Annotated in this window: 21 protein-coding genes; 11 read left to right on the plus strand and 10 right to left on the minus strand. The window is 68.3% G+C overall.

The genetic code is table 11. From position 1 onward, the window contains the following. Positions 1–19: 19 nt before the first annotated feature. The 3 genes from ACFLIM_RS31980 to ACFLIM_RS31990 are packed head-to-tail and all read right to left on the minus strand — an operon-like array spanning position 20 to position 3,067. Entirely contained in the window at positions 20–850 is an 831-nt protein-coding gene (locus tag ACFLIM_RS31980; RefSeq protein WP_393171836.1) for a carbohydrate ABC transporter permease, read from the minus strand. Continuing rightward, positions 847–1,794: a carbohydrate ABC transporter permease gene (locus ACFLIM_RS31985; RefSeq protein ID WP_393171838.1), complete on the minus strand. Its 948-nt coding sequence runs from the start codon at positions 1,792–1,794 to the stop codon at positions 847–849. The genes ACFLIM_RS31980 and ACFLIM_RS31985 overlap by 4 nt, the downstream gene beginning before the upstream one ends. A gap of 1 nt (position 1,795) precedes the next feature. Then, complete coding sequence (locus tag ACFLIM_RS31990) at positions 1,796–3,067, minus strand: ABC transporter substrate-binding protein (RefSeq protein ID WP_393171840.1); 1,272 nt, start codon at positions 3,065–3,067, stop codon at positions 1,796–1,798. Positions 3,068–3,272: 205 nt separating this feature from the next. On the opposite strand from ACFLIM_RS31990, the gene ACFLIM_RS31995 reads away from it, so the two are divergent. Together ACFLIM_RS31995 and ACFLIM_RS32000 are read left to right on the plus strand one after the other, a co-directional pair. Then, positions 3,273–4,316, plus strand: a complete 1,044-nt coding sequence (locus ACFLIM_RS31995; protein WP_393171842.1) for a LacI family DNA-binding transcriptional regulator — start codon at positions 3,273–3,275, stop codon at positions 4,314–4,316. A 159-nt stretch (positions 4,317–4,475) separates the two neighbouring features. Beyond that, positions 4,476–5,543 (plus strand): non-reducing end alpha-L-arabinofuranosidase family hydrolase, encoded by a 1,068-nt coding sequence (locus ACFLIM_RS32000; RefSeq protein ID WP_393171844.1) that lies wholly within the window; start codon positions 4,476–4,478, stop codon positions 5,541–5,543. A 24-nt stretch (positions 5,544–5,567) separates the two neighbouring features. Here ACFLIM_RS32000 and ACFLIM_RS32005 read toward each other — a convergent pair whose 3' ends face one another. The 5 genes from ACFLIM_RS32005 to ACFLIM_RS32025 form a co-directional block, all read right to left on the minus strand. After that, the gene (locus tag ACFLIM_RS32005; protein WP_393171846.1) at positions 5,568–6,398 is read right to left on the minus strand and encodes an ABC transporter permease; all 831 of its coding nucleotides are present in this window, start codon (positions 6,396–6,398) and stop codon (positions 5,568–5,570) included. Then, positions 6,388–7,206 carry an ABC transporter ATP-binding protein gene (locus ACFLIM_RS32010; RefSeq protein ID WP_393171847.1) on the minus strand — a complete coding sequence of 273 codons (819 nt, stop codon included), beginning with the start codon at positions 7,204–7,206 and terminating at the stop codon, positions 6,388–6,390. The genes ACFLIM_RS32005 and ACFLIM_RS32010 overlap by 11 nt, the downstream gene beginning before the upstream one ends. A gap of 35 nt (positions 7,207–7,241) precedes the next feature. Then, on the minus strand, positions 7,242–7,700 hold the full coding sequence (locus ACFLIM_RS32015; RefSeq protein WP_393171849.1) for a MarR family winged helix-turn-helix transcriptional regulator: 459 nt from the start codon (positions 7,698–7,700) through the stop codon (positions 7,242–7,244). A 69-nt stretch (positions 7,701–7,769) separates the two neighbouring features. After that, positions 7,770–9,101: a diaminopimelate decarboxylase gene (gene lysA / locus ACFLIM_RS32020; protein WP_393171851.1), complete on the minus strand. Its 1,332-nt coding sequence runs from the start codon at positions 9,099–9,101 to the stop codon at positions 7,770–7,772. After that, complete coding sequence (locus tag ACFLIM_RS32025; protein ID WP_393171853.1) at positions 9,101–9,361, minus strand: SAV_915 family protein; 261 nt, start codon at positions 9,359–9,361, stop codon at positions 9,101–9,103. Before ACFLIM_RS32025 ends, lysA begins: the two co-directional genes overlap by 1 nt. Before the next feature lie 169 nt (positions 9,362–9,530). Here ACFLIM_RS32025 and ACFLIM_RS32030 point away from each other — a divergent pair, with 169 nt between their 5' ends. Next, positions 9,531–10,502, plus strand: a complete 972-nt coding sequence (locus ACFLIM_RS32030) for an NAD(P)-dependent alcohol dehydrogenase (protein WP_393171854.1) — start codon at positions 9,531–9,533, stop codon at positions 10,500–10,502. 5 nt (positions 10,503–10,507) lie between these two features. Here ACFLIM_RS32030 and ctaD read toward each other — a convergent pair whose 3' ends face one another. Beyond that, positions 10,508–12,100, minus strand: a complete 1,593-nt coding sequence (gene ctaD / locus ACFLIM_RS32035) for an aa3-type cytochrome oxidase subunit I (RefSeq protein ID WP_393171883.1) — start codon at positions 12,098–12,100, stop codon at positions 10,508–10,510. A 179-nt stretch (positions 12,101–12,279) separates the two neighbouring features. On the opposite strand from ctaD, the gene ACFLIM_RS32040 reads away from it, so the two are divergent. From ACFLIM_RS32040 to ACFLIM_RS32075, 8 genes are all read left to right on the plus strand, one after another. After that, entirely contained in the window at positions 12,280–12,540 is a 261-nt protein-coding gene (locus tag ACFLIM_RS32040) for a hypothetical protein (protein ID WP_393171856.1), read from the plus strand. A 139-nt stretch (positions 12,541–12,679) separates the two neighbouring features. After that, positions 12,680–13,054, plus strand: coding sequence for a peptidase inhibitor family I36 protein (locus ACFLIM_RS32045; protein ID WP_393171858.1), 375 nt, complete (start codon positions 12,680–12,682; stop codon positions 13,052–13,054). A 389-nt stretch (positions 13,055–13,443) separates the two neighbouring features. Continuing rightward, positions 13,444–14,496, plus strand: coding sequence for a sugar ABC transporter substrate-binding protein (locus ACFLIM_RS32050; protein ID WP_393171860.1), 1,053 nt, complete (start codon positions 13,444–13,446; stop codon positions 14,494–14,496). Beyond that, positions 14,496–16,013, plus strand: coding sequence for a sugar ABC transporter ATP-binding protein (locus ACFLIM_RS32055; RefSeq protein ID WP_393171862.1), 1,518 nt, complete (start codon positions 14,496–14,498; stop codon positions 16,011–16,013). The genes ACFLIM_RS32050 and ACFLIM_RS32055 overlap by 1 nt, the downstream gene beginning before the upstream one ends. Then, the gene (locus tag ACFLIM_RS32060; RefSeq protein WP_393171863.1) at positions 16,010–16,981 is read left to right on the plus strand and encodes an ABC transporter permease; all 972 of its coding nucleotides are present in this window, start codon (positions 16,010–16,012) and stop codon (positions 16,979–16,981) included. The genes ACFLIM_RS32055 and ACFLIM_RS32060 overlap by 4 nt, the downstream gene beginning before the upstream one ends. Next, the gene (locus tag ACFLIM_RS32065) at positions 16,978–17,661 is read left to right on the plus strand and encodes a GntR family transcriptional regulator (RefSeq protein ID WP_393171865.1); all 684 of its coding nucleotides are present in this window, start codon (positions 16,978–16,980) and stop codon (positions 17,659–17,661) included. The genes ACFLIM_RS32060 and ACFLIM_RS32065 overlap by 4 nt, the downstream gene beginning before the upstream one ends. 34 nt (positions 17,662–17,695) lie before the next feature. Continuing rightward, complete coding sequence (locus ACFLIM_RS32070; protein ID WP_393171867.1) at positions 17,696–19,744, plus strand: hydantoinase/oxoprolinase family protein; 2,049 nt, start codon at positions 17,696–17,698, stop codon at positions 19,742–19,744. Continuing rightward, positions 19,741–21,435 (plus strand): hydantoinase B/oxoprolinase family protein, encoded by a 1,695-nt coding sequence (locus ACFLIM_RS32075; protein ID WP_393171869.1) that lies wholly within the window; start codon positions 19,741–19,743, stop codon positions 21,433–21,435. Before ACFLIM_RS32070 ends, ACFLIM_RS32075 begins: the two co-directional genes overlap by 4 nt. Before the next feature lie 4 nt (positions 21,436–21,439). On the opposite strand, the gene ACFLIM_RS32080 is transcribed toward ACFLIM_RS32075, so the two are convergent. Further along, positions 21,440–24,283, minus strand: a complete 2,844-nt coding sequence (locus ACFLIM_RS32080) for a beta-L-arabinofuranosidase domain-containing protein (RefSeq protein WP_393171871.1) — start codon at positions 24,281–24,283, stop codon at positions 21,440–21,442. Positions 24,284–24,406 lie beyond the last annotated feature (123 nt).

The following is a 24,406-nucleotide window of genomic DNA, read 5'->3' on the forward strand; positions in this document are numbered from 1 at the left end:
CCGTGTCGCGGGCGGGGCCTCATCCTTTGAACGCGCCGTCCATGATCCCCGCCACCATGCGCCGCCCCACGAAGACGAACAACACCAGCAACGGCAGGGTGGCCAGGAACGAGCCCGACATGGCCAGGCCGAGGTCGATGGCGAAGCTGTTCTGCAGCGCCTTGATCGCGATCTGCGCGGTGTACATCTCGGGCGACTTCAGCACGATGAACGGCCACAGGAAGTCGTTCCAGGCGGTCACGAAGCCGAGCAGCCCGAGCACGAACGCGGCTGGCCGGACCAGCGGGAACGCGACGCGCCAGAAGATCTGCCAGGTGTTGGCCCCGTCGATGCGGGCCGCCTGCAGGATCTCGTCGCTGATCGTCGTGGACAGGTGCTGCCGCATCCAGAAGATGCCGAACGCGCTGGCCAGCCCCGGCACGATGAGCGCCTGCAACGTGTCCACCCAGCCCAGCGAAGAGATGATCATGTACTGCGGGATGACCGCGAGTTGGGTCGGCACGGTCATGGTCAGCACGACGATCAGGAACAGCAGGTTGCGGCCGGGGAAGCGCAGCTTGGCGAAGGCGAACCCGGCCAGCGAGCAGAGCACGGCGTGCCCCGCGCCGATCGTCCCGGCCACGATCAGGCTGTTGACGATCGACCGCACGAACGGCACCGTCGAGAACACCAGCCCGGCCAGGTGGAAGAAGTTGCCGCCGGGCACGATCTCGGGCGGCAGCCGGGTCGCGGTCGCCGTGTCGGTCGTGGCGACCACGAACATCCAGTACAGCGGGAACAGGCTGGCGAGCGTGGCCAGCCCGAGCAGGACGTAGACCCACCAGCGGACCCGATCGCTCTTGGTCATCATCGCTCCGGACGGACGCGGGTGGACAGGAGGTAGTTGACCGTGGCCGCGGCGACGACCAGGACGAACAGGGCCACGCCGATGGCCGCGCCGTAGCCGAACTGGAACTGGCCGAAGCCCTGCTCGTACAGGAAGAGCGTGAGCGTCTGGCACTGCCGGACGGGCCCGCAGGTGAGCGGAGCGGCGCGGGAGATGAGCAGCGGTTCGGTGAAGATCTGCAGGCCGCCGATCGTGGACGTCACGATCGTGAACACGATCACCGGCCGCAGGGAGGGGATGGAGATGTGCCGGAACTGCTTCCAGGAGCCCGCGCCGTCCACGGCGGCCGCCTCGTAGATGGAGCGCGGGATCGCCTGCAGGGAGGCCAGGTAGAGCAGCGTCGTGTAACCGAACCAGCGCCAGGTGACCATGACCGCGATCAGCACGTGGCTGCCCCACACCGACTGGACGAAGTCGATGGGACCCACGCCGACCAGTCCGAGCAGCCAGTTCAGCAGGCCGTAGTCGCGGTCGAACATCTGCGCGAAGACGATCGTGGTGGCCGCCACCGAGGTGATGTACGGCACCAGCATCGACATCCGGAAGAGCACCGCCAGCCGCAGCCGGGCCTGGTTGAGCAGGTGTGCCAGGCCGAGCGCCAGGAGCAGCTGAGGGACGGTGGACAGCAGCCAGATGCTGATCGTGTTCCAGGCCGCGTTCCAGAAGCGGGCATCGGCGAAGAGCCGGGTGAAGTTGTCGAAGCCGATGAAGACGTGCTCGCCGATGGGGTTCCAGTCGAACAACGCCACGTAGAACGTGAAAAGCAGCGGAACAAGCCCGAAGACCGCAAATATCAAGAAAAATGGTGCGATGTATGCGTACGGGGCGATGCGTTCGCCGATTCCCTGCCGCACCCGGGTCGTGAGCGCGGGCGCCGCCGCCCGCGCCGGGTCGAGAGTCGTCGTCACGCTACTTGCCGATGGCCGTCTTGATGTTGGCCAGCGCCGCGTCCCACGCCTTGGCCGGATCGCCCTTGCCCTGCTCGACATTGGTGATCGCGTTCACGAACTCCTGGCCGATGGCGGAGCTGTCCGGCCCGATGAGGAACGGCTTGAGCCCGAGCAGCGAGCCGGTGTAGATCGTCCCGATCGGCGCGTCGGAGAAGAACGGATCCTTCAGCGAGGTGAGTTTCGGATCCTGGTAGACCGACGGGGTCGTGGGCAGCGCGCCGGAATCGGTGAAGTGCGCCAGTTGCGCCTGCGGTGACTGGGTCTTGCTGATGTAGTTCCAGGCGGCCTTGGGGTTCTTGGCGTTCTTGGGGATGGCCAGATAGCTGCCGCCCCAGTTGCCGGACCCGCCCGGGATGGTGGCGACGTCCCACTTGCCGTCGGTGTCGGGGGCGTTGGTACGGATCCCGTTCAGCAGCCACGAGGGCGCGGAGATCACCGCGAACTGCCCCTTGCCCATGCCCGCGCTCCAGCCGTCGGTGAACGAGCTCTGCTTGGCGGTGATGCCGGCCGCAGCGGCCTTGATCGCCAGGTCGAAGGCGGTCTTGACCTGCGGGCTGGTGCTGTAGACGACGTTGCCGGCGTTGTCGTAGTACTTCTGCGGGCCCTGGTTGACGGCCTGCTGGAACACGCTGGTGGCGGCGTTGTCCATGAACGCCTTGCCGGTGGCGGTGGTGTACTTCGTGCCGGTCTCGATGAAGGCGTCCCAGGTGGGCCAGAGCTTGCTCACCTCCTCGCGATCGGTCGGCAGCCCGGCCTCCTTGAACAGGTCCGTGCGGTAGGCCACGGCCATGCCGCCCACGTCCGTGGGGATGCCGATGATCTCGCCGCCCTTGGCGGTGGGCTGGCTGATCACCCAGTCCAGGTAGTCGCCCTTGATCTTGTCCGCGCCGAACTGGCGCAGGTCGTAGAAGTTCTGCGGCTGCTGGACGAACTTGGGCAGGTCATCGCCCTGGATCAGGACGAGGTCGGGCACCTTGCCGCCGGCCAGCGCCGTGGTGAGCGCCTGCGCCGTCTCCACGGAGGATCCCACCTCGGTCAGCTTCACCTGGATGCCCGGGTTCTGCTTCTGGTAGTCCTCGACCGAGGACTTCTGGTCGATTCCGGTGAACGACCAGAACTCGAACGACTTTCCGTCGCCCGCCGGCTGGGCCGAGGTGCTGCTGCCGCCTCCGCAGGCGGCCGTGGTCAGAACGATGGCCGCGGCGAGCACGACCGGGGTTGCGAATTTCACGACGTTCTCTTCCGGGTGGGGGTCGGTGCCACGAGCGACATGCCGCGCTCCTTGGCAGCGGGATCTTCGTCTGAAACTTTCGAGATTCGAACCGATCGTTAGCCGGGACTCTAGGTGCGTTTTCCGAAACTCGTCAAGAATGCCGACGTAAGATCGCCGAAACAGTCGAGCGGGACCCCCGAAAGCCCGCCACTAGACTTCGGCCATGACCTCGACAAAGGAACCGTCCGCACCGGACACCGCCCCCGGCCACCCGCTGACCATTGCGCAGCTCGCCGAGCTCGCCGGGGTGTCCACGGCGACGGTCTCCAAAGTGGTGAACGGCCGATCCGAGGTCGCGCCGGAGACCCGTACTCTCATCGAGCGGCTCATCCGCGAGCACGGCTACCGGCGGCGCAAGCGGCGCGTCAGCCCGGCCGCCCTGGTGGAGCTGGTCTTCCACGCCCTGGAGGGCGACTACCCGATCGAGATCATCAAAGGGGTCGAGCAGGTGGCCCGCGACCACCACCTGGCCGTGGTGCTGTCGGAGCTGCAACACCGCCACACCCCGGGCCGGGGCTGGATCGAGGGCGTGCTGAGCCGCCGCCCGACCGGCGTGATCGCGGTGTTCTCCGGCCTGGACGAAGCCCAGCGCGAACAACTCGCCACCCGCGACATCCCCCTCGTCCTGCTGGACCCGACCGGAGACCCCGGCCACCAGGTGCCCTCGGTGGGCGCCGGCAACTGGAGCGGCGGGCTCTCGGCCACCCGCCACCTGCTGCAACTCGGGCACCGGCGGATCGCCATCATCACCGGCCCGGGCTACGCGCTGTCCAGCCGGGCTCGCCTCGACGGCTACCGGACCGCCCTGGACACGGCCGGGCTGCCCGTCGACCCCGAGCTGATCCGCCAGGGCGACTTCCTCATCGAGGGCGGCATGGCCCAGGCACACCGGCTGCTGCGGCTGCCCGACCCGCCTACCGCGATCTTCGCCTGCAACGACGGCCAGGCCATCGGCGTCTATCAGGCGGCCCACGAGCTGGGGCTGCGCATCCCGGACGACCTGAGCGTGATCGGCTTCGACGACCTGCCGCCGACGCGCTGGGCCGTACCGCCGCTGACCACGATCCGCCAGCCGCTGACCGAGATGGCCGTCGCCGCGACCATCATGCTGGTGAAGCTGGCGCAGGGCGAACCCCTGCCGCAGAGCCGGATCGAGCTGGGCACCGACCTCGTCGTCCGGCGCAGCACCGCTCCTCCTCGGCGTTAGCGATCCGAAACTTTCGGCCTTTTTGCCGTATGTAGGGGTTGCAGTGCTCCGATTGATCTCTTGACAGGGCGGTTAACGCTATCTAACGTGACGGCAATCGCGGTTGTTAACACTCACCCCAGATGTTAGCGCTAACAACTCTGAGGAGCCCCCCGACTCATGAAGCGATCCGTGCCCAGAAAGCGCTGGTACTCGGCAGTGGCCGCAACGGTGCTGCTCTCCGGCGGCCTGACCGCCGCACCAGCCGTCGCCGAAGCGCCCGCGACCCGGCCCGGCCTGCCGCCCGCCTTCCAATGGTCCTCCAGCGGGCCGCTGATCAGCCCCAAATCGGATGCCAGCCACGACATCGTCGCGGTCAAGGATCCCTCGGTGGTCCGCCACAAGGGCAAGTGGCTGGTCTACGCGACCACCGCGAGCCGTTCCGGCGGCTGGAGCATGTTCTACACCAGCTTCAAGCACTGGTCGCAGGCCGCCTCCGCGCCGCACTACTACCTCGACCAGTCCGCGATCGGCCCCGGCTACCGGGCCGCGCCGCAGGTGTTCTACTTCGCGCCGCAGAAGAAGTGGTATCTCGTCTACCAGACGGGCCTGCCGTCGTACTCCACCACCGACGACCCGGCCAAGCCCGAGACCTGGTCCGCGCCGCGCAACTTCCAGGACGCGATGCCCGACATCATCCGCGAGAACATCGGCAACGGTTACTGGGTGGACTTCTGGGTCGTGTGCGACACCGCCAAGTGCTACCTGTTCTCCTCCGACGACAACGGCCACCTGTACCGGTCGGAGACGACCGTGGCCGACTTCCCCAACGGCTTCACCAACACCGTGATCGCGCTGCAGGACTCCAGGTTCAACCTGTTCGAGGCCAGCAATGTCTACAAGGTCAAGGGCACGAACACGTACCTGCTGGTGGTGGAGGCCATCGGCAGCGACGGCCGGCGCTGGTTCCGCTCCTGGACGTCCGGCGACATCGGCGGCCAGTGGACGCCGCTCGCCGCGTCCGAGGACAACCCGTTCGCCCGTTCCACGAACGTCACCTTCCCCGGCGGCGCCTGGACCCAGGACATCAGCCACGGCGAGATGATCCGCGCGGGCGTCGACCAGCGGATGGAGATCGACCCCCGCCATCTGCAGTACCTCTACCAGGGCATGGATCCGTCCGCGAGCGGCGACTACAGCCAGCTGCCGTGGCGGCTGGGCCTGCTGACCCAGACCGGGTCGCACTGACTGGGGTGAGCGGGCAATGCCTTGTCAGCGGGCCAGGCGGCTCAGCAGGCGGGAGGACGCCGCGATGCCGAGCACCGCGGCCGCCAGCAGCACCGCGGCGTCCAGCGGCAGGTGCGCCGGGGTGCCCAGCAACAGGCCGCGCAGGGCGTCGACCTGGTAGCTGAGCGGGTTCACCGTGCTGACGGCCTGCAGCCAGGCGGGCATGGCGGCCGTGGGATAGAGGGCGTTGGAGGCGAAGAAGAGCGGCATCGTGATCGCCTGGCCGATGCCCATCAGCCGGTCCCGCGTAAGGACGATGCCGGCGATCGTCATCGACAGGCAGGAGAAGAACGCCGAGCCGAGCACCACGACCACGACCACGCCGGCCAGGCGCAGCGGGTTCCACGTCATGGCCACGCCCAGCAGGGCCGCGATCACGATCACCACGACCGCCTGGATCACCGCCTTCACCCCGGCCGCGAACGCCTTGCCGGTCACCAGCGCGGCCCGGGGCGTCGGCGTGACCAGCAGCTTCGTCAGGACGCCGGAGTCGCGCTCCCAGATGATCTGGATCCCGTAGAAGATGGCGATGAACATCGTGGACTGGGCGATGATCCCGGGAGCCAGGTAGTCGAGGTACGGGATGCCGTCCGACGGGATCACCCGGATGCGGGTGAACGTCTCTCCGAAGACCAGCAGCCACAGGGCCGGCTGGATCGCACGGGTGTACAGCTCGGTGCGGTCGTGGCGGAGCTTCTGCAGCTCCACCACGCACATCGCGGCGATCCTGGCGGGCAGGACGCGCCATCCCGAGCGCGTGGGCGGCGGGGTGGTCAGCAGGTCCAGTCCTCCGGCGGGTGGGGTGTCAGCCGACACGGGAGGCGGTGTTGCGGGTACGCCGGACATCGCGGAACTCCCCTCCTTCCTCGTCCAAGCCGCTGCCGGCGACGTCCCTGAAGACGTCCTCCAGCGTCGGCTCGGAGCCGTCGCCGCGGCGGGCGCGCAGCTCGGCGGTGAGCTCCTCAGGGGTGCCGACCGCGCGGACGCGTCCCTGGTGCATCAGCGCCACCCGGTCGCAGTACTGGTCGGCCTCGTCCATGTAGTGGGTGGTGACCAGGACCGTCATGCCGGTGGCCGCGCGTACCGCCTGGATGTGCTCCCACACGCTGGTACGGGCGATGGGGTCGAGCCCGATCGTCGGCTCGTCGAGCATGAGCAGCCGCGGCGCGCTGACCAGGGCCTGGGCCAGCTCCAGGCGGCGTACCATGCCGCCGGAGAAGGTGGCCGCCATCCGGTCGGCGACCTCGGCGAGGCCGACCGCCTCCAGCGCCTGGGCGACCCGGGCCGCGCGCTCGCGGCGGGGGACGTCGAAGACGCGGGCGAACAGCGAGACGTTCTCGCGCCCGGTGAGGTTCGCGTCCGCGGACAGTTGCTGGGGGACGTAGCCGAGCAGGCGGCGCACCGCCATCTTGTCGGTGGCCGCGTCGCGGCCGAAGACCCGTACCATCCCGGGCTGGACCGGCAGCAGCGTGGTCACGCAGCGGATGGCGGTGGTCTTGCCCGCGCCGTTCGGGCCGAGCAGGCCGAAGATCTCACCGGACACGACCGACAGGTCGAGCCCGTCGACGGCCCTGGTCTGGCCAAAGGAGTAGTGCAGGCCGTTGCAGGTGACGGCATCGCTCATGGCCGTTCGACCTTCTTCTGCGGTGATGGCACCGCTCATGCCCGGTCCACCTCCTCCCGCAGGCCGTCGGCGAGCCTGCGCAGCGCGGGAATCGCGGCGGCGAGCGCCTCCCTGTCGGCGTCGTCGAGCCGCTCCACGTGCTCGCGGACGAGCGTGGCGCGGCGTTCCTGCCAGGCGCGCAGCCGGGCCTCGGCCTCCGGGGTGGGCAGCAGCCGCGCGGACCGGCGGTCGTCCTGGCCCGGCTCGCGGCGCAGCAGCCCGGCGGACGTGAGCTGGTTCACCAGCGTGGACACCGAGTTCCCCGCCAGGTAGAGCTCTCTGGCGGCGGCCGACACGCCGATCCCCGGGTTGGCGGCGACCAGGCGCAGCAACTCGACCTGGGCGCCGCGCAGCCGCGGTGCTGCTGTGCCATGGAGCAACAGCCTGCGCCGGACAAGCCGCTGGATGCCGGATATGACGGAGATCAGGTCATCTGGGAGATCTGGTGGGCTCATGCCCAAAGATATTACCTCTGCTAAGGATTTAAAGCCATTCAGGGCATCTCACCTGCGCGGATATCCGCCTCACAGCCCCACATCCCGGCGCAGCAGGTCGTCGATCTCCTCGCGGCGTACCACCATCCGGGCCGCCCCGTCGGCGACCGCGATCACGGGCGGGCGGCCCGTGAGGTTGTAGGTGGAGGCCATGGAGTGGTGGTAGGCGCCGGTGGCCGGCACCGCGATGACGTCACCCGGCCTGATGTCCGAGGGCAGCGGCACGCTCTCGGCGATGACGTCGCCCGCCTCGCAGTGGTGCCCGACCAGGGTGACCTGCCGGGGCGCCAAGGCGGAACGGCGGCCGATCAGGCGGGCGGTGTAGCGGGCGCCGTACAGGGACGGGCGGGGGTTGTCGCTCATCCCGCCGTCGACGGCGACGAAGGTACGGGTGAGGCTGCGCTTGACCGCGATGACCCGGTACAGGGTGAGCCCGGCCGGGCCGCTGATCGACCGGCCCGGCTCGATGGTCAGCCGGGGCACGGGCAGGTTCAGTGCCGCGCTGCGCTCTTCGACCGCCTTCAGAACCGTCCTGGCGTAGTCGTCCGGGGTCAGGCCGTGCTCGGCCTCCAGGTAGGCGATGCCCTGACCGCCGCCCAGGTCGAGCTCGGGAAGCACGATCCCGTACGCGTCCCGGATGTGCGCGAGCTGCTCGATCATGATCCTGGCCGCCTGCTCGTACGGCTCCGCGGTGCGAATCTGGGAACCCAGGTGGCAGTGCAGGCCCACCAGCCGCAACTCCGGTTGGAGCAGCACCCTGGCCACGGCCGCGGCGGTGTCGCCCGAGGCGATGGACAGGCCGAACTTCTGCCCTTCGCCGCCAGTCCGGATCGCCTCGTGGGCGCCCGCCTCGATGTCCGGAATGACCCGCAGCAGCACCTTCTGCCGGCGCCCCGGCGGTACCAGCATCGCCAGCCGGGTGACCTCGGCGAGGTTGTCGACCACGATGCGCCCCACCCCGTAGTTCACCGCTTCGAGCAGTTCGTGCGGGGTCTTGGCGTTGCCGTGGAAGATGATCCGCTCGGCCGGGAAGCCGACGGACTCGGCGATGGCCAGTTCGCCGCCCGAGCAGACGTCGAGGCCGAGCTTCTCCTCGCGGATCCAGGTGGCCATCGCCCGGCACAGGAACGCCTTGGCCGCGTACACGATGTCGGCGTCCGGCAGCACGGCGCGGAAGGCATGGCAGCGCCCGCGCACGTCGGCCTCGTCCACCACGTAGGCGGGGGTGCCGAAGCGCTCGACGATGTCCATGAGCGGCACGCCTCCGGTGGCGGCGACCGGCAGGAAACGGGTGGTGGCCGACCAGGGCTCGGTGGCGAAGCGCGGCTCGTGCCCCGTCTGGTCGTGCTGGCGGAGACCCATCACGCCACCTGCCTCGCGGGCCTGGTCATCGTGCCCGCCGGGTCGATGACGATGCCGATGACGTCCAGTTCGGCGATCATGCCGCGCAGTGCCGGGGCCGTGAGCGATACCCAGTGCTGGTCCGTCCCGAGCACCTTGGCCAGCTTGAGCGGCGAGGAGAAGGCGACCGCCGTCCGCTTGCCCGAGGCGGTGCGGAACAGCCGGAGGGCCGTTGCGCACGTGCCCACCCGGACAGGGACGAACAATCGGGGCTCTGACATGGGGTTCCTTCCAGCGAAAAGTCGTACATGTCCGACGCTAGATCCGTCGCTGGGCACATGTCGTAATCGCTACGCAATCTGGACGCGCGTCCCGGAAATACTGACGCGGTGTTGACGCCGCCCCCCAATCGGGCCCCAGTGCCGGCGGCGTGATCGCTACAATTCAGTCATGAAGGCCGCAGTCCGCAGCAGATATGGCCCGCCGGAAGTGGTTCGCGTCTCGGAAGCGGAGAAGCCGGCCGTCAAGGACAACGAACTGCTCGTCAAGGTGCACGCGACAACGGTTAATCGTACGGACTGCGCGTTACGCGCGGCCAAGCCTTTCATCTGGCGATTTTTCACCGGCCTGATCAGGCCGAGGGTGCGGATCCTCGGGAACGAGTTCGCGGGAGAAGTCGAGGCGGTGGGCGGCGGTGTCACGTCCTTCAAGGTCGGCGACCGGGTGTTCGGATACAACGATGGCGGCTTCGGGGCCCACGCCGAATACATGTCGATTCTGCAGGACGCCGCGCTCGCGATCATGCCGGCCGGCCTGACGTACGAGGAGGCCGCACCCAGCACCGAAGGCTCGCACTATGCCCTCTCGCTCATCAGGGCGGCGAAGATCCGGGACGGGCAGGACGTCCTCGTCTACGGGGCGACCGGGGCCATCGGCTCGGCGGCGGTCCAGCTCTTGAGGAGTCTCGGCGCCGGTGTGACCGCGGTCTGCGAGACGAAGAACGTGGAGCTGGTCAGGGGTCTGGGTGCCGGCAGGGTCATCGACTACACGGCCGAGGACTTCACGAAGGACGAGCAGAAATACGACGTCGTCATCGACGCGGTCGGGAAGAGTTCCTTCGGCCGGTGCAAGCGGCTGCTGAAACCGCGCGGGATTTACCTCGCCTCGGATGTGGGACGTATGTCGCAAAATCCGGTCCTGGCACTCACCACTCCGCTGCTCGGCGGCAAGAAGGTCATGTTCCCCCTCCCGAGGCACGACCTGGCGATGGCGCGGTATTTCAAGGAACTGATCGAGTCTGGAGAGTTCAAGCCGGTCATCGACAGACGCTATCCCTTGGACGAGATCGTCGAGGCTTACCGGTACGTCGAGACAGGCCAGAAAACCGGAAATGTCGTGATTACTGTCGAGCATTCGACGTAGCCGGCTCAGGGCTCTAGCGACCTGGTCTCGTGTGGGTAGTGCAGGTCGAACGCCGGGCGTTCGGAGCGGATGCGTGGCAGCGAGGTGAAGTTGTGCCGGGGCGGCGGGCAGGAGGTGGCCCACTCCAGCGAGTTGCCGTAGCCCCACGGGTCGTCCACCATCACCCTGGGCGCGTGGCGGCGTGTCCAATAGACGTTGAAAAGGAACGCCAGGGTCGAGGCGCCGAGCAGGAACGCGCCGAGCGAGGAGACTATGTTGAGGTCGGTGAAGCCGTCGGCCGCGCTGTAGTCGGCGTAGCGGCGCGGGAAGCCGGCGACGCCGAGCCAGTGCTGCACCAGGAACGTGGTGTGGAAGCCGATGAACAACGTCCAGAAGTGCAGCTTGCCCAGCCGGTCGTCGAGCATCCTGCCGGTGAGCTTGGGCCACCAGAAGTAGAAGCCGGAGAACATGGCGAACACCACGGTGCCGAAGACGACGTAGTGGAAGTGGGCGACGACGAAGTAGGTGTCGCTGATGTGGAAGTCCAGCGGCGGCGAGGCCAGGATGACGCCCGTCAGGCCGCCGAGCAGGAACGTGGCGAGAAAGCCGACCGCGAAGAGCATCGGCGTCTCGAAGCTCAGATGGCCCCGCCACATCGTGCCGACCCAGTTGAAGAACTTCACCCCGGTCGGCACCGCGATGAGGAACGTCATGAACGAGAAGAACGGCAGCAGCACCTGCCCGGTGGCGAACATGTGATGCGCCCACACCGTCATCGACAGTCCGGCGATGGCGATGGTCGCGCCGACCAGGCCGATGTAGCCGAAGATCGGTTTGCGGCTGAAGACCGGCAGGACCTCGGTGACGATGCCGAAGAACGGCAACGCGATGATGTAGACCTCAGGGTGACCGAAGAACCAGAACAGGTGCTGCCAGATCATCGAGCCGCCGTTGGTGGCGTCGAAGACGTGCGTACCGAGCTTGCGGTCCGACTCCAGCACCAGCAGCGCGGCGGCCAGCACCGGGAAGGCCAGCAGCACCATCATGCTGGTCAGCAGCGTGTTCCAGCAGAAGATCGGCATCCGGAACATCGTCATCCCCGGCGCCCGCATGCAGATGATCGTGGTGATGAAGTTGACCGAGGTGAGAATGGTCCCGAGGCCGCTGAGAGCCAGGCCCATGATCCACAGGTCACCGCCGGCGCTGGGACTGAAGTCCGCAGTGGACAGCGGGGTGTAGGCGAACCAGCCGAAAGAGGCGGCTCCGCCGGCTGTGGCGAAGCCGCTCAGCACGATGAGCCCGCCGAACAGGAACAACCAGTAGCCCACCATGTTCAGGCGGGGGAAGGCGACGTCGGGGGCACCGATCTGCAGGGGCATGATCGCGTTCGCGAACCCACCGAAGAGCGGGGTCGCGAACAGCAGCAGCATGATCGTGCCGTGGATGCTGAAAAGCTGGTTGTACTGCTCCGCCGCGACGAACTGCAGCCCGGGGGAGAACAGCTCGGCCCGGATCACCATCGCCATGATCCCGGCTAGCAGGAAGAACACGAAGGAGGTGGTGAGGTAGAGATTGCCGATCACTTTGTGGTCGGTGGTGGACATCCACGCGGCGAGCATCCGCCAGGCCCCGGCCCGGCTGACCGGGGCGGAGGCCGGCGCCTCCGGCTGCGGCTCGATCCTGGTCACGACATGTCCCCTCCCGACGACTGCGGGGGGACATGGAAGCGGACTTCCCCGATCCACCGTGTGGTTAACCGGTCCGGGGCGGGAATCCTGGGTCAAAACAAGGAATGAGCGTGACGCGCCCCGCATCATGGGCGGCAGCGGTCGCGGTGGCCGACGAATTGTGCTGGTACGGCGCCGCACCCGAGTTGGCCGCCCGCTGGTCGCACCTGCCGGCCTGGGGCCAGATGCTGATTCGCGCCCTGATCTACCGGATCGCCACCCACGAGACGGCATTCGGCCCCGCCGGATGGACACCCGACCAGATCGCGGCCTACCTGCCCGTGATCGATCTTGCCGTCACGTACGCCAGATCTGCACCGCCCACACTGTGACGCGGTCGCCAGTTCTATCCCCCCGCGGGTCCCGGATCTTGTATCCGTCCGGCAGACGCGATCCGTATCCGACCTGTTACATGCTGTGACGGAACTGCTTGGAAGGTCTCCAAGCAGCACCGACACAAGGAGAACCACAATGACGACACGCGGTACGCGGATCGCAACGGCTGCCGGCGCCATCGGACTCGTCATACTGGCCTGCGCCGCCCCGGTCTCGGCGGCGGCTCCCCAGGCGCCCGCGGTCAGCCGCGCCGGTGACATCTGCCTGTGGAGCGACTCTGACTACACCGGCGCGTCATGGTGCTGGAACCCGGGCAACGGCTACGTGGACGTACCGCCGGCCCTGCACGACAACGTGGGATCCTTCACCGCCCACGCAGACGGCTGCTTCATCAACTGGATCCACGTCCCCGACCGCAAGGAGACCCGCGTCGTCCGGGATGGCGACTACCGCAAGGTGTACAAGGACGACTTCGGCGGCAAGATCGACGCCGTGGCGCCCAGCTGCTGACTTCGCGACCACTCTGAAGGACCCGGCCCGGTCGCCCTGCCCGCCGAGACACGCGGGAACCAGGGGGTGCCCCGGCCGGGTCCTCCTCGCTGCGGGGTTGACCGTAGCGGCGGACAAGCTCGACGCATCGACCCCCAACACCCACTGCGCGCCATGCGTGACTGCCTGGGCGAGGCCGCCGCGTGGGCGCGCAACGGCCACGTCATGAAGGGTGACTACAGTGGCAACTCCGCCGGCTGGCTGGCCGCGACCAACCACATGCGTGCCCCACATATCGGACAAATCGCCCGTGCAGCAGCCATTGACGGGCTTTGTTGCAGTGTGACATTGTACTGCCTCAAGTCAGCCGTTGGAACGATATGCACCACCGGATGCGAGGTGCCCCCGTGATGACCTCTTCCCTACAACTCCGGAGCCTGACGGTCGCCGCGACAGGGGCCCTGGTCCTCTCGCTCTCGGCCTGTAACTCCGATGTCTCCCAGGTCTACTCCTCCAGCACCGCCCCCAGCCAGAAAACGGGCCCGCTGCGCGTCGCCCTGCTGGCCTCCTCGAGCCAGAACGGCTTCAACAAGGCCGTCTACGACGGAGCTGTGGCCAGGGCGAAAGAGTACGGCGACGTCGAGGTAACCGTCTTCGACGGCAAGTTCGACAGCCAGACGCAGTTCAACCAGGTCCAGAACGTCGCCGGCCAGGGCACGTACGACGGCATCGTGCTGGTGCCCAACGACAACGTGGGCATCGCGGCGGCGATCCCGGCCGCGGCCCGGGCCAAGGTGCCGGTCGTGACCACCCTGTTCCCGGTGGGCCCGAAGCTGACCGAGCTGACGCCCCAGGTCGACGGCATCGTGTCCACAGTCGCCGCCAACACGGAGGAGAACTCCAAGAAGCTGGCCGAGGGCGTGGTGAAGTACTGCGAGGACAAGGATCCGTGCCGGGTCGCGATCCTGATCGGGCAGCTCCAGTTCCCCTTCGACAACCTGCGTAACAAGGCCTACCGGTCGGTGCTCGACGGACACGCCAACATCAAGGTCGTCGCGACCGGTCAGGGCAACTACGACCGGGACACCTCGCTCAAGGCGACGCAGAACATCCTCCAGGCCAATCCCAAGCTCGACGTCCTGCTGTCCAACGCCGACCAGCAGACCATCGGCGCCCAGGTCGCGCTGGAGAGCGCCGGCGTGGACCTGAGCGAGATGTACGTCACGGGCGGCGGCGGCAACCAGGAGGCCATCAAGCAGGTACGGGCCGGCAAGTGGGCGGCCGACCAGGTGGACTTCCCCAACAGCATGGGCCGGGCCGCGCTGGAGCAGGTGGTGAACGCGGTTCGCGGCCGGCAGGTGACCCCCGTCATCGACGCCAACACGCTGGGCCCGGTGCCGGTGATCGTCACCAAGGAGGTCCTCGGCGAACACCCGGACTTCAAGGGCGAGTGGGCCGACTGATGCAGGCCGCCGCAACGGTACGGGCGCTGTCCAAGCGCTTCGGTTCCACGCAGGCGCTCGACTCGGTCTCGCTGTCGTTCGCGGTGGGCGAGGTGCACGGCCTGGTCGGCGAGAACGGCGCGGGCAAATCCACCCTCGGCAAGGCGATCGGCGGCCTCTACCACCCGGACTCGGGCGACATCGAGATCTTCGGCCATGCGGTGCGCCGCTGGGATACCAGACGGGCGCAGGAGGCCGGTGTCGTGCTCATCGCCCAGGAGTTGTGCCTGGTGCCGGATCTGACGGTGGCGGAGAACGTCTTCCTCGGCAGGGAGAAACGTACCTTCGGCGTGCTGCACCCGGGCCTGCTCGGCCGCTATCGCGAGCTGGAGCAGGTCTGCGGCTTCGGACTGCCGCCGGACGCGCCCGTCGGCACGCTCTCGATCGCCGACCAGCAGAAGGTCGAGATCATGCGGGCGCTGGCCCGTGAGGCGCGCATCATCGTGATGGACGAGCCCACCTCGTCGCTGACCGCCGACGAGGCCGGGCGGCTGCACGAGATCATGCGCTGGCTGCGGTCGCGCGGCACCACGGTCATCTACGTCACGCACTTCCTGGACGACGTGCTGGCCAACTGCGACCGGGTGACGGTCATGCGCGACGGCCGCGTGATCAGGACCGCGCCCACCGCGGCGGAGACCAAGGCGAGCCTCGTCGAGGCCATGCTCGGGGAACCCGCCGACGTGCTGCTGCCCGAACGTCCCGCACCCCCGCCCCCTGGCACGCCTCCCGTGGCCGAGATGCGCGAGGTGCACAGCGGCACCGCCGTCCGGGGCGTGTCCCTGCTCGTCCGGCCGGGCGAGATCGTCGGGCTGGCGGGCCTGGTCGGCAGCGGCCGCACGGAGATCGCCAGGGTGCTGTTCGGCTGCGACCCGGTGGACGCGGGACAGATCCTCTTTCGCGGCGCGGCGGTCACCGGCGCCTCCCCCAGAGCGTCGATCGCGCGTGGCATGGCGATGATCCCCGAAGACCGGCGGGCCCAGGGTCTGGTGCTCCTGCGCCCGACGTTGGAGAACGTGTCCCTGCCCCACCTCGGCGGCTTCTCCCGCGCCGGGGTGTTGTCCCGCCGCGCCGAACGGGCCGCGGTGAGCGAGCTCATCGAACGGCTGGGCGTACGACCGGCCGAACTCGACGGCGACGTGGCCGTGTACTCGGGCGGCAACCAGCAGAAGGTGCTGTTCGCCAAATGGTTGCTCGGCGCCCCCGCGTTGCTGATCCTCGACGAACCCACCCGAGGCGTCGACGTGGGCGCCAAATCGCGGATCTATCAGCTCATCGTCGAGATCGCCCAAGCGGGCACCGGTGTCCTGCTCATCTCCTCCGAACTGGAGGAGGTCATCGGCCTCAGCCACCGCGTCCACCTCGTGCGCGGCGGCTCGATCATCGGGGAGGTCCCGGCGAAGGACGCCACGGTGGACGACCTCCTCCAGCGGCTCTTCGACGTACCGACGTCCGCATCCACCGGAGGAACGCCATGACCACCACCACACCGGCCAGGACGGCGGCGGGGCCCGGTACGAACGTGCTGCCCTTCGTCCGCCGCTACGCCGTCCTCATCATGCTCGCGGCGCTGTTCGTGGTGCTGAGCGTGACGACGTCGTCCTTCCTGACCCTGACGAACCTGCTGAACATCCTCAACCAGAGCGCTCCGCTGGCGATCATCGCGGTGGCGGGCACGCTGATCGTCATCTGCGGCGGGTTCGACCTGTCCACCGGGGCGATCTTCAGCGTCGCCAACGTCGTGGCCGCGTGGGTGGCCGTCCACCTCGGCAATCCCATCGTGGGGCTGCTCGCCGCGCCACTCGTCGGAGCCGCGCTGGGCCTGGTGAACGGGGTCGCCATCACCCGGCTGCGGATCCACTCCTTCCTCGCGACGCTCGCCTCCAGCCTGGTCTACGGCGGCCTGGCCGTGTTGATCACCGGAGGCTTCCTGATCAGCGTGGCCGGCACCGGCTTCACCGCGCTCGGCCGGGGCGGGGTCGGACCCGTCTACTACGCCATCGTCATCCTGCTGGTGTTCGCCCTGCTGTCCGGCTTCCTGCTGAACCGCACCACCTTCGGAAGGTACGTCCTGTCCGTCGGCGGCAACGCCGAAGCCGCCGAACTATCCGGAATCCGGGTGAACCGGATCAAGCTCTACACGTTCCTCTACAGCGGTCTGGCCGCCGGGATCGCCGCCGCGATCGGCGTGTCCCGGATCGGCACCGGCCAGCCGCAGGCGGGCGACGGCCTGCAACTGCTGGCCATCGCGGCCGTGATTCTCGGCGGCACGAGCATCTACGGCGGCGTCGGCGCGATCTGGCGCTCGGTCTGCGGCGTCTACCTGCTGGCCCTCATCGACAACGGCTTCGACATCCTCAACGCCAACCCCTTCTTCAAGGACCTCACCACCGGCGTCGTCATCCTCGCCGCGGTCGCGCTCAGCGCCGCGAGCAAACGCCGATGACCGCCTCGCCCCGGCTGCCGCCGATCGGGTCGCGGCCCCGCCTGCGCACGCGAGTCGCGCACGCGCTGCGTGCGGCGCTGGTCGCCGGGCAGCTGGGCCCGGGCGAGATCCATTCCGCGCCGGTGCTCGCCGCGCGGTTCGGGGTGTCGGCCACTCCGGTACGCGAGGCGATGCTGGACCTGGTCAAGGAGGGCCTGGTCGAGATCGTGCCGAACAAGGGCTTCCGGGTCACCGAGTTGTCGGACCGCCAGCTGGACGAGATCACCGATATCCGGCTGCTGCTGGAGGTGCCGACGACCGTTCGCGCCGCGGCCTCGCTGGCGGAGCGTGATCTGGCCGAATTGCGGACGATGGCACAGCTCATCGTGGCCGCGGCGCGGGAGAAGGACCTGATCGCCTACGTGGAGCACGACCGCCGCTTCCATCTGGAGCTGCTGTCCGCCGGGGGGAACAGGCAACTGCTGGAGCTGGTCGGCGACCTGCGCGCTCGCAGCCGGCTCTACGGGCTCACCAAGCTGGCCGACAGCGGCGAGCTGACCGCCTCCGCGCTCGAACACGTCCAGCTCCTCGACCTGATCGCCGCCGGCGACCTGCCCAGCCTGGACCGCCTGATCATGGCGCACATCGGTCACGTGCGCGGCAGCTGGGCGGGCCGCGACGAACCTCCCCGACCCGCATAGGAACCCTTCGTGCTCGATTGAGGAAGGCATCACGATGAGCAAGACGAGCAGGCTCGCGATCGACGTCGGTGGCACGTTCACGGACGTGGTTGAGCTGACGCCCGCGGGCGGACTCCGCTTCGACAAAGTCCCCACGACGCCGGACGCGCCGACCACTGGTGTCATGGACGCTTTCGGGGTGACCGAGGCCGACCTGTCCGCCGTCGCCATGTTCACCCATGGCACCACGCTGGGGTTGAACGCGCTGCTCACCCGGACGGGCGCGCGCACCGCCGTGATCGGCACCAAGGGATTTCGCGACGTCTATCTGCTCGGCCGGACCGACCGCAGGACCAACTACGACATCACCTACCGCAAAGCCCCCGCGCTGCTGGACCGCTACGACACCTTCGAGGTCGCCGAACGGTGCCGGTTCGACGGGAGCGTGCACCTCCCGTTCGACGTCGAGGACGCCCGCCGGGTGGCCGCCGTGGTCGCCGAGCGCGGCTACGGCTCGGTCGCGGTGGCGTTCCTGCACTCCTACGCCAACCCCGCGCACGAACTGCGGATGCGCGAGGTGCTCAACGAGATCGCGCCGGACGTCGCCGTCACGCTGTCGCACGAGTTGTCCAGGGAGTACCGCGAGTACGAACGTACGAGCACCGCCGTACTGGACGCCTATGTCAAGCCCATCGTCCGCGACTACCTGCACGAGCTCGAGAGCCGGCTGGCCGGCGGCGGGTTCGCCGGGCGCTTCCTGGTGACCAGGTCGGGCGGCGGGGCGATGACCGCGCGAGCGGCGCGCGAGCAGCCCGTGAGCCTGATCCTGTCCGGCCCTGCGGGCGGTGTCATCGGCGCCGCCGCGCTGTCCAGGATGCTGGACCAGCCGAACCTGATCACCATCGACATGGGCGGCACCAGCCTCGACGCCTCGCTGATCCTCGACCACGAACCCGTGCTCTACCAGGGCGCGGAGTTCGAGGAACTGCCGATCAACACCCCGTCCCTCTACATCCACACGATCGGCGCCGGCGGCGGATCCATCGCCTGGCTGGACGAGGCGGGCGCGCTCCAGGTCGGACCGCAGAGCGCGGGCGCGGACCCCGGCCCGGCGTCGTACGGCCGCGGCGGCACCGCCCCGACCTTCACCGACGCCGCCGTCACGCTCGGCTACCTGGGCGCCGAGACACCGCTGGGCGGCAAGCTCACCCTGGACGCCGACCTGGCCGGCAAGGCGCTGCAGCCGATCGCCGCCAAGCTCGGCCTGACCGCCAGCGCACTGGCCCGCGGGGTCGTCCAGATCTCCAACATGAAGATCATGGGCGCGGTCCGCGCCATCACCGTGGAGCTCGGACGCGACCCCAAGGACTTCGCGCTGCTGTCCTTCGGCGGGGGTGGTGGCCTGGTGGCCGTCGAAGTCGCCCGTGAGCTGGGCATCGCCACCGTGATCGTGCCGCCGGGACAGGGCGCGTTCTCCGCCTTCGGCATGCTGATGGCCGACGTGCAACACGACTTCGCCCGCACCGCCGTCACCCCGCTGAGCGCGCTCGACCCGGCCACGGCCGACGCCGCCTACCGGGAGATGGAGGCGCAGGCGGCGGAGCAACTCCAGGCGGAGGGCTTCGGCCAGGACCGCCGTACCCTGGTCCGCACGCTCGACGTCCGCTACGCCGGACAGGAGCACTCGGTCACGGTCGCCTTCCCCGACGACTCCGCCGATCTGGCCGCGGCCGTGGAGAGCAGCTTCGCGGCCCTGCACGCGCGGCAGTACGGCCACACGATGGACGACCCGGTCGAGGTCACCACGCTGCGGCTGAGAGCGACCGGCACGGTGGACAAGCCCACACTGCCGCTGATCGCCGAACGCGCCTCCGGCGGCCCGGAGCCGCACGGCACCCGCCCCGTCTACCTGTCGCAGGACGAACCGGCCGTCGCATACCGCCTCTACACGCGCGAGACGTTGCTGGCGGGCGACCTCGTCGCGGGCCCCGCGGTGATCGCCGAGCACACCGCCACGTCCGTCATCCACGCCGGTGACAGCCTGCGCGTCGGCAGGTACGGCGAACTGGTCATTTCCGTGAACAACAGGGAGCACCATCGATGAGCGACTCCATCACCACCGAGATCATCCGGCACGGACTGCTCGCGGCCGCCGAGGAGATGGCCCGCAACCTATGCCGCACGGCGTACAACACGGTGGTCTACGAGATCCACGACTACGGCATCGGCATCCACGACGCCGACGGCGACGTGGTGGCGGACGCGCCGGGCATCGCCGTGTTCACCCGGGGCAACGACCACGGGATCAAGAAGGCGGTGGAGTTCCTCGGCCGCGACACGCTGGAGCCGGGCGACGTCCTCATCCTCAACTATCCGTACTGGTCCTCGGCCCACACGCTGGACCCGCTGGTCTTCGCGCCCATCCACCACGAGGGCGATCTGATCGGCTTCGCCTCCTGCCGGATCCACGTCCTCGACTTGAAGCAGAAGGACGCGGGATACGTCCTGGACTCGACGGACATGTACCAGGAAGGGCTCTTCTTCCCCTGCTCCAAGCTCTACCGGCGAGGCGTGCAGAACGACGACGTGTTCAACATCGTCCGGTTCAACAGCCGGATGCCGGAGCGCACCATCGGCGACATCCAGGCCCAGGTCTCCGCCTGCGTGACCGGTGTCCGGCGGACCCAGGAGATCGCCGCGAAGTACGGCGCCGGCGTCCTGACCGGCGCGATGGCCGCGATCAACGACCACGGCGAGCGGCTCGCCCGGCTGGCCCTGGCCAAGCTGCCCAAAGGCACCTGGACCGCCCACGACTTCGTGGACAGCGACGGCGTCGACCTGGAACGCATGATCAAGCTGAACGTCACGGTGACGATCGGCGACGACGAGCTGGTCATCGACTGGACCGGCAGCGATCGCGACGTCAAGGGCCCGATCAACCTGCCCGTCGGGCAGACGGAGGCGTTCTGCAGCCTGATCTTCAAGTCCCTGACCACACCGGACACCCCGGTCGTGGCGGGAAATTTCCGGCCGCTGCGGGTGGTCACCGAGCCGGGGTCCGTGATGCACGCGGTGCCGCCGATGCCCACCTTCACCCTGTGGACCGGCCTGCTCGGTGGCGAGGTCGTGCTGAAGGCCCTGGCCCAGGGCATGCCGGACCGGGTGCCCGCCTGCTCGGGTGGCGACGTCTGCTCGATGATGGGCCTGGGGGTCAACCCCCGTACCGGCGAGGCCTGGCTGGAGGCCACCAACGAGGCCGTCGGCTTCGGCGGGCACGCGGGCGGGGACGGCGAGGACGGCATCATGCACCTGTCGGAGCCCGGCTGCCGGAACAATCCCGTGGAGGTCCTGGAGACCAAGTCGCCGATGTTCATCGAGTCGTACGGCTACCGGGCCGACACCGGCGGACCCGGACGGCACCGGGGCGGGGTCGGCGTCGGCCGTACCTACCGTTTCACCGCCCCGTCCACCGGCATCTGCCTGGTTTACAAGACCAGGACCAAGCCGTGGGCGATCGGCGGGGGACGGCCCGGCGAGAACAACCAGATCATCCTCAACCCCGGCACCGGCCGCGAGGTCGTTCAGGGCGGCAGCTACAACCGGCTGGAGACCGGCGAGGTGCTGGTCAACAACACCGGCGGCGGAGGCGGCTACGGCGATCCCTTCGAGCGCGAGCCGCAGCGGGTCGCCGCCGACGTGCGCAACGGCTTCGTCAGCGTCGAGGCGGCGGCCCGCGACTACGGTGTGGTGCTCGATCCCGACACCTTCGAGGTGCGGGTGCTGCGTCGTCCTTAGGGCATCAGCGGCGGAGCTTGGCCCGGGCGGCCGCGGACACCACCACCTCCTTCTCGGCGGCGGTCATCAGGCCGGCACCGACCCACTCCTCGGCGGTCCGGGCCACGGTGGACACGAACCGTCCCTGATTCTCGAACGGGGCCTTGGCCCAGACCGCGTCGAGGAACGTCACCGAATCCGCGCGCGCTGAGTTCGGCACGCCGGAGTCCACCTTGCCGAAGACGATTTTCGGCTCGACGCGGTGGAAGTAGGCGTGGTAACGCTCGGTGTCGCTGATGTAGAAGGGGACCACCGGTAGGCCGTTCGTGGTGAAGGCCATCGGCGCGGTGGGCGTGATCGCGGCCGCGAGGTCCCCGGACAGGGTGAGGTCCTTGTAGAAGGAGAATTCACGGAAGGTGGTCTCGGTGCTCTTGGCGACCAGCGGAACAGGGCCGTAGGCGATGCTCTGGGTGGTCGGGATGTCCAGCGCCTTCTCCACCCGCAGGGAGAACGGCATCGATATCCTGATCTTGTCGCCGCGCCTCCAGTGCCGGTTGAGCGTGACATATTGGCCGGCCTTGGCGTTGAGTTTCTGCTCGTCCCCGTTGACCCGGACCGTGAAGCCCTTCTCCACCCAGTACGGCACGCGGAGCTTCACCACCAGCCGGCCCGTGCCCTCCACCGTGAGCGTCGTCGTCCCCGCGGGGTCGGTCGGATAGTCCGTGGCCTGCTTGATCGTGAAGCCCTTCTCCGGCCAGCTCAGCTCCGAGGCCATGTAGAGGTTCACGTACAGGGTCGAGTCGTCCACGGACCGGAAATAGATCGAATCCTGGAACTTGGTGTGGCTCTCCAGCCCGGTGCCGCCGCAGCAGGTGCCGAGGTTGCCGTAACTCCGCGAGGCGCCCGGCCGCATGGGGATGAAGTAGGTCAGGAGCGGATTCGTGGTGCTGTCGGTGTTCTGCCGCGAGGCGAGAATCTGGCCGTAGAGAGCCCGCTCGTAATACTGCATGTATTTCGGGTCGGCGGTGTGGAAGAACAGGCCCCTGCTCAGCTTCAGCATGTTGTAGACGGGACAGGTTTCGGCGTTGTTGGTGCCCAGGGTGCCGACGATGACATCGCGCGCGCCGAAGAGCTCGCCGTTGTCGGTCGGACCGGCCGTACCGCCGTCGGTGTAAGTGCGATGGGGCACGACCATGTCCCAGAAGTTCACGGCCGCGGTGAAGTAGTCACGTTCCTTGTTCTGCTCGAACACGGACAGATATCCGATGAACTGGGGAATGTGCTGGTTGGCGTGCTTCCTGTCAAGCGTGTCCTGGTTGCTGACGGTGGCCGCGAGCAGCGCGGTGTTGTCGAAGCACTTGGCCGTCGCGAGATACTCCGCCTTGCCGCTGAGGGCGTAGAGGTCGGCCATCACGGTGTTCATGCCGTTGTACTCACCGGCGATGTAGATGCCCCACATCCGGTCGAGCTGGGCCCGGGGAAGGTGGCCGAGCCTGCTGTGGACCCAGTCGCCCATCTTCAGCACGATGTCGCGCGCCTGCTCGTTGCCGGCGTACTGGTAGGCGTCGAGCAACCCTCTCATGATCATGTGGCAGGTGTAGTAGGGCGCCCAGATCGTGGGATAGGTCGTGTACTGCTCCAGCAGGATGAACTGCGTCTCCGGGTACGCGGCCAGGAAGCCGGGATGGCTCGGGCCAGGGTGCCCGCTGGCTTCGGAGACCAGCCGGGCGTCCCGTCCCCCACCCGAGGAGTCGCCCGCGTTCTCCCCGCTCTCCTCGTCGAACCGGTACCACGCCACGTTGCCGCCGCCCAGCCCGCCATCCGCGCTGGTGGTCAGGGCCCCGAGTTCGGCCTCGGTCAGCGCGCGGTCGTAAATCTGGAACTCGTCGACGGTGGCCTTCAGGTACGCGTCGCCGTACTGCGACTTTCCGATCCAGTTGTTGGCGGTCGAGCCGAGGCTGGACGGCTTGAGGGTCATGCCGGTGTTCGTGCCGACCGGCGCACCGTTGACGTAGAGGGTCCCGGTGCTTCCCGACAAGGTGACCGCGACATGGACCCATTGGTTCGTCGGCAGCTGGCTGGTGCCGTTGATGCGCTGCTCGCCGCTGCCACCACTGGTGGTGATCCCGAATCTCGGCGCGGAGCCCGCGCTCACGGCCAGGAACATGTTGCGGCTGGTGCCGGTGCCGAAATCGAAGATCCTGGACCAGGTGGTGATCGCCGCCGGGTTCAGCCACAGAGCGATGGTGAAGTCATTGAGGCCGCTCACGATGCCGGTCGGCATGGACACGTACTGGGGGCCGTCGAGCTTCGCGGCTTTGCCGAACTTTCCCGTCACCCTGGCGACGGGCGTAGCAGGAGGCGCGGGTTGTCCCACCGTGGCGGCCAGCGCGTCCTGGCACTCGCCCAGCGCCGTGACCATGTAGTCGACCTTGGTCTTGTAGAAGTCGTCGCCGGAGCCCGCGTAGGCCAGGGCCAGGGCACTGAGGAAGTGCCCGCTGTAGTGACCGCGTAAGTTGCCGGTCGCGTCGTCCCAGCTACCGGGCGGTTGGGCGCCCAGCGTGTCCAACCCGGCATTGGCCCGGAAGTTGGCCAGCATCCGGTCGGCCGGGTAGGCGCGCAGGAAATTCAGGATCCGGTCCCGATTGGCGGTGAACAAGCTCGTGCCCAGCGTGACCCGACTGTTGTCGAAAGGCTTCACGAGCCAACTGGCCGGCACCGGGGGGTCGTTCTGCGGGGCCAGCGCGGACGCTGCCGCGCTGGTCGCGGCCTGGGCTCCGGCGGGCGGGACCAGGGCGAGCGCGGACGGAGTGGCGGCCGCCAAGACCGCCAGTCGCAGCGCCTCGCGCCTGGGCATGATGTTCGTCATCTCACTGTCCTGTCGTGGCTCGGGAACCGACGGATGGTAGCGCTAACATTTCGCGGGTCAAGCAATCCAGACGATCCATTGCTCCCTGCCCCTTATTGGCTGCGTCTCGCTGTTCTAGGCCCA

The organism is Nonomuraea marmarensis, assembly GCF_043197025.1.
GTDB classification, from domain to species: Bacteria; Actinomycetota; Actinomycetes; order Streptosporangiales; family Streptosporangiaceae; genus Nonomuraea; species Nonomuraea marmarensis.

Coding starts and splice junctions, on each gene's coding strand:
- ACFLIM_RS31980 (WP_393171836.1), bottom strand. CDS start 850: ATGATGACCAAGAGCGATCGGGTCCGCTGGTGGGTCTACGTCCTGCTC.
- ACFLIM_RS31995 (WP_393171842.1), top strand. CDS start 3,273: ATGACCTCGACAAAGGAACCGTCCGCACCGGACACCGCCCCCGGCCAC.
- ACFLIM_RS32000 (WP_393171844.1), top strand. CDS start 4,476: ATGAAGCGATCCGTGCCCAGAAAGCGCTGGTACTCGGCAGTGGCCGCA.
- ACFLIM_RS32010 (WP_393171847.1), bottom strand. CDS start 7,206: ATGAGCGATGCCGTCACCTGCAACGGCCTGCACTACTCCTTTGGCCAG.
- ACFLIM_RS32015 (WP_393171849.1), bottom strand. CDS start 7,700: ATGAGCCCACCAGATCTCCCAGATGACCTGATCTCCGTCATATCCGGC.
- lysA (WP_393171851.1), bottom strand. CDS start 9,101: ATGGGTCTCCGCCAGCACGACCAGACGGGGCACGAGCCGCGCTTCGCC.
- ACFLIM_RS32025 (WP_393171853.1), bottom strand. CDS start 9,361: ATGTCAGAGCCCCGATTGTTCGTCCCTGTCCGGGTGGGCACGTGCGCA.
- ACFLIM_RS32030 (WP_393171854.1), top strand. CDS start 9,531: ATGAAGGCCGCAGTCCGCAGCAGATATGGCCCGCCGGAAGTGGTTCGC.
- ctaD (WP_393171883.1), bottom strand. CDS start 12,100: ATGCTCGCCGCGTGGATGTCCACCACCGACCACAAAGTGATCGGCAAT.
- ACFLIM_RS32045 (WP_393171858.1), top strand. CDS start 12,680: ATGACGACACGCGGTACGCGGATCGCAACGGCTGCCGGCGCCATCGGA.
- ACFLIM_RS32050 (WP_393171860.1), top strand. CDS start 13,444: ATGACCTCTTCCCTACAACTCCGGAGCCTGACGGTCGCCGCGACAGGG.
- ACFLIM_RS32055 (WP_393171862.1), top strand. CDS start 14,496: ATGCAGGCCGCCGCAACGGTACGGGCGCTGTCCAAGCGCTTCGGTTCC.
- ACFLIM_RS32060 (WP_393171863.1), top strand. CDS start 16,010: ATGACCACCACCACACCGGCCAGGACGGCGGCGGGGCCCGGTACGAAC.
- ACFLIM_RS32065 (WP_393171865.1), top strand. CDS start 16,978: ATGACCGCCTCGCCCCGGCTGCCGCCGATCGGGTCGCGGCCCCGCCTG.
- ACFLIM_RS32070 (WP_393171867.1), top strand. CDS start 17,696: ATGAGCAAGACGAGCAGGCTCGCGATCGACGTCGGTGGCACGTTCACG.
- ACFLIM_RS32075 (WP_393171869.1), top strand. CDS start 19,741: ATGAGCGACTCCATCACCACCGAGATCATCCGGCACGGACTGCTCGCG.
- ACFLIM_RS32080 (WP_393171871.1), bottom strand. CDS start 24,283: ATGACGAACATCATGCCCAGGCGCGAGGCGCTGCGACTGGCGGTCTTG.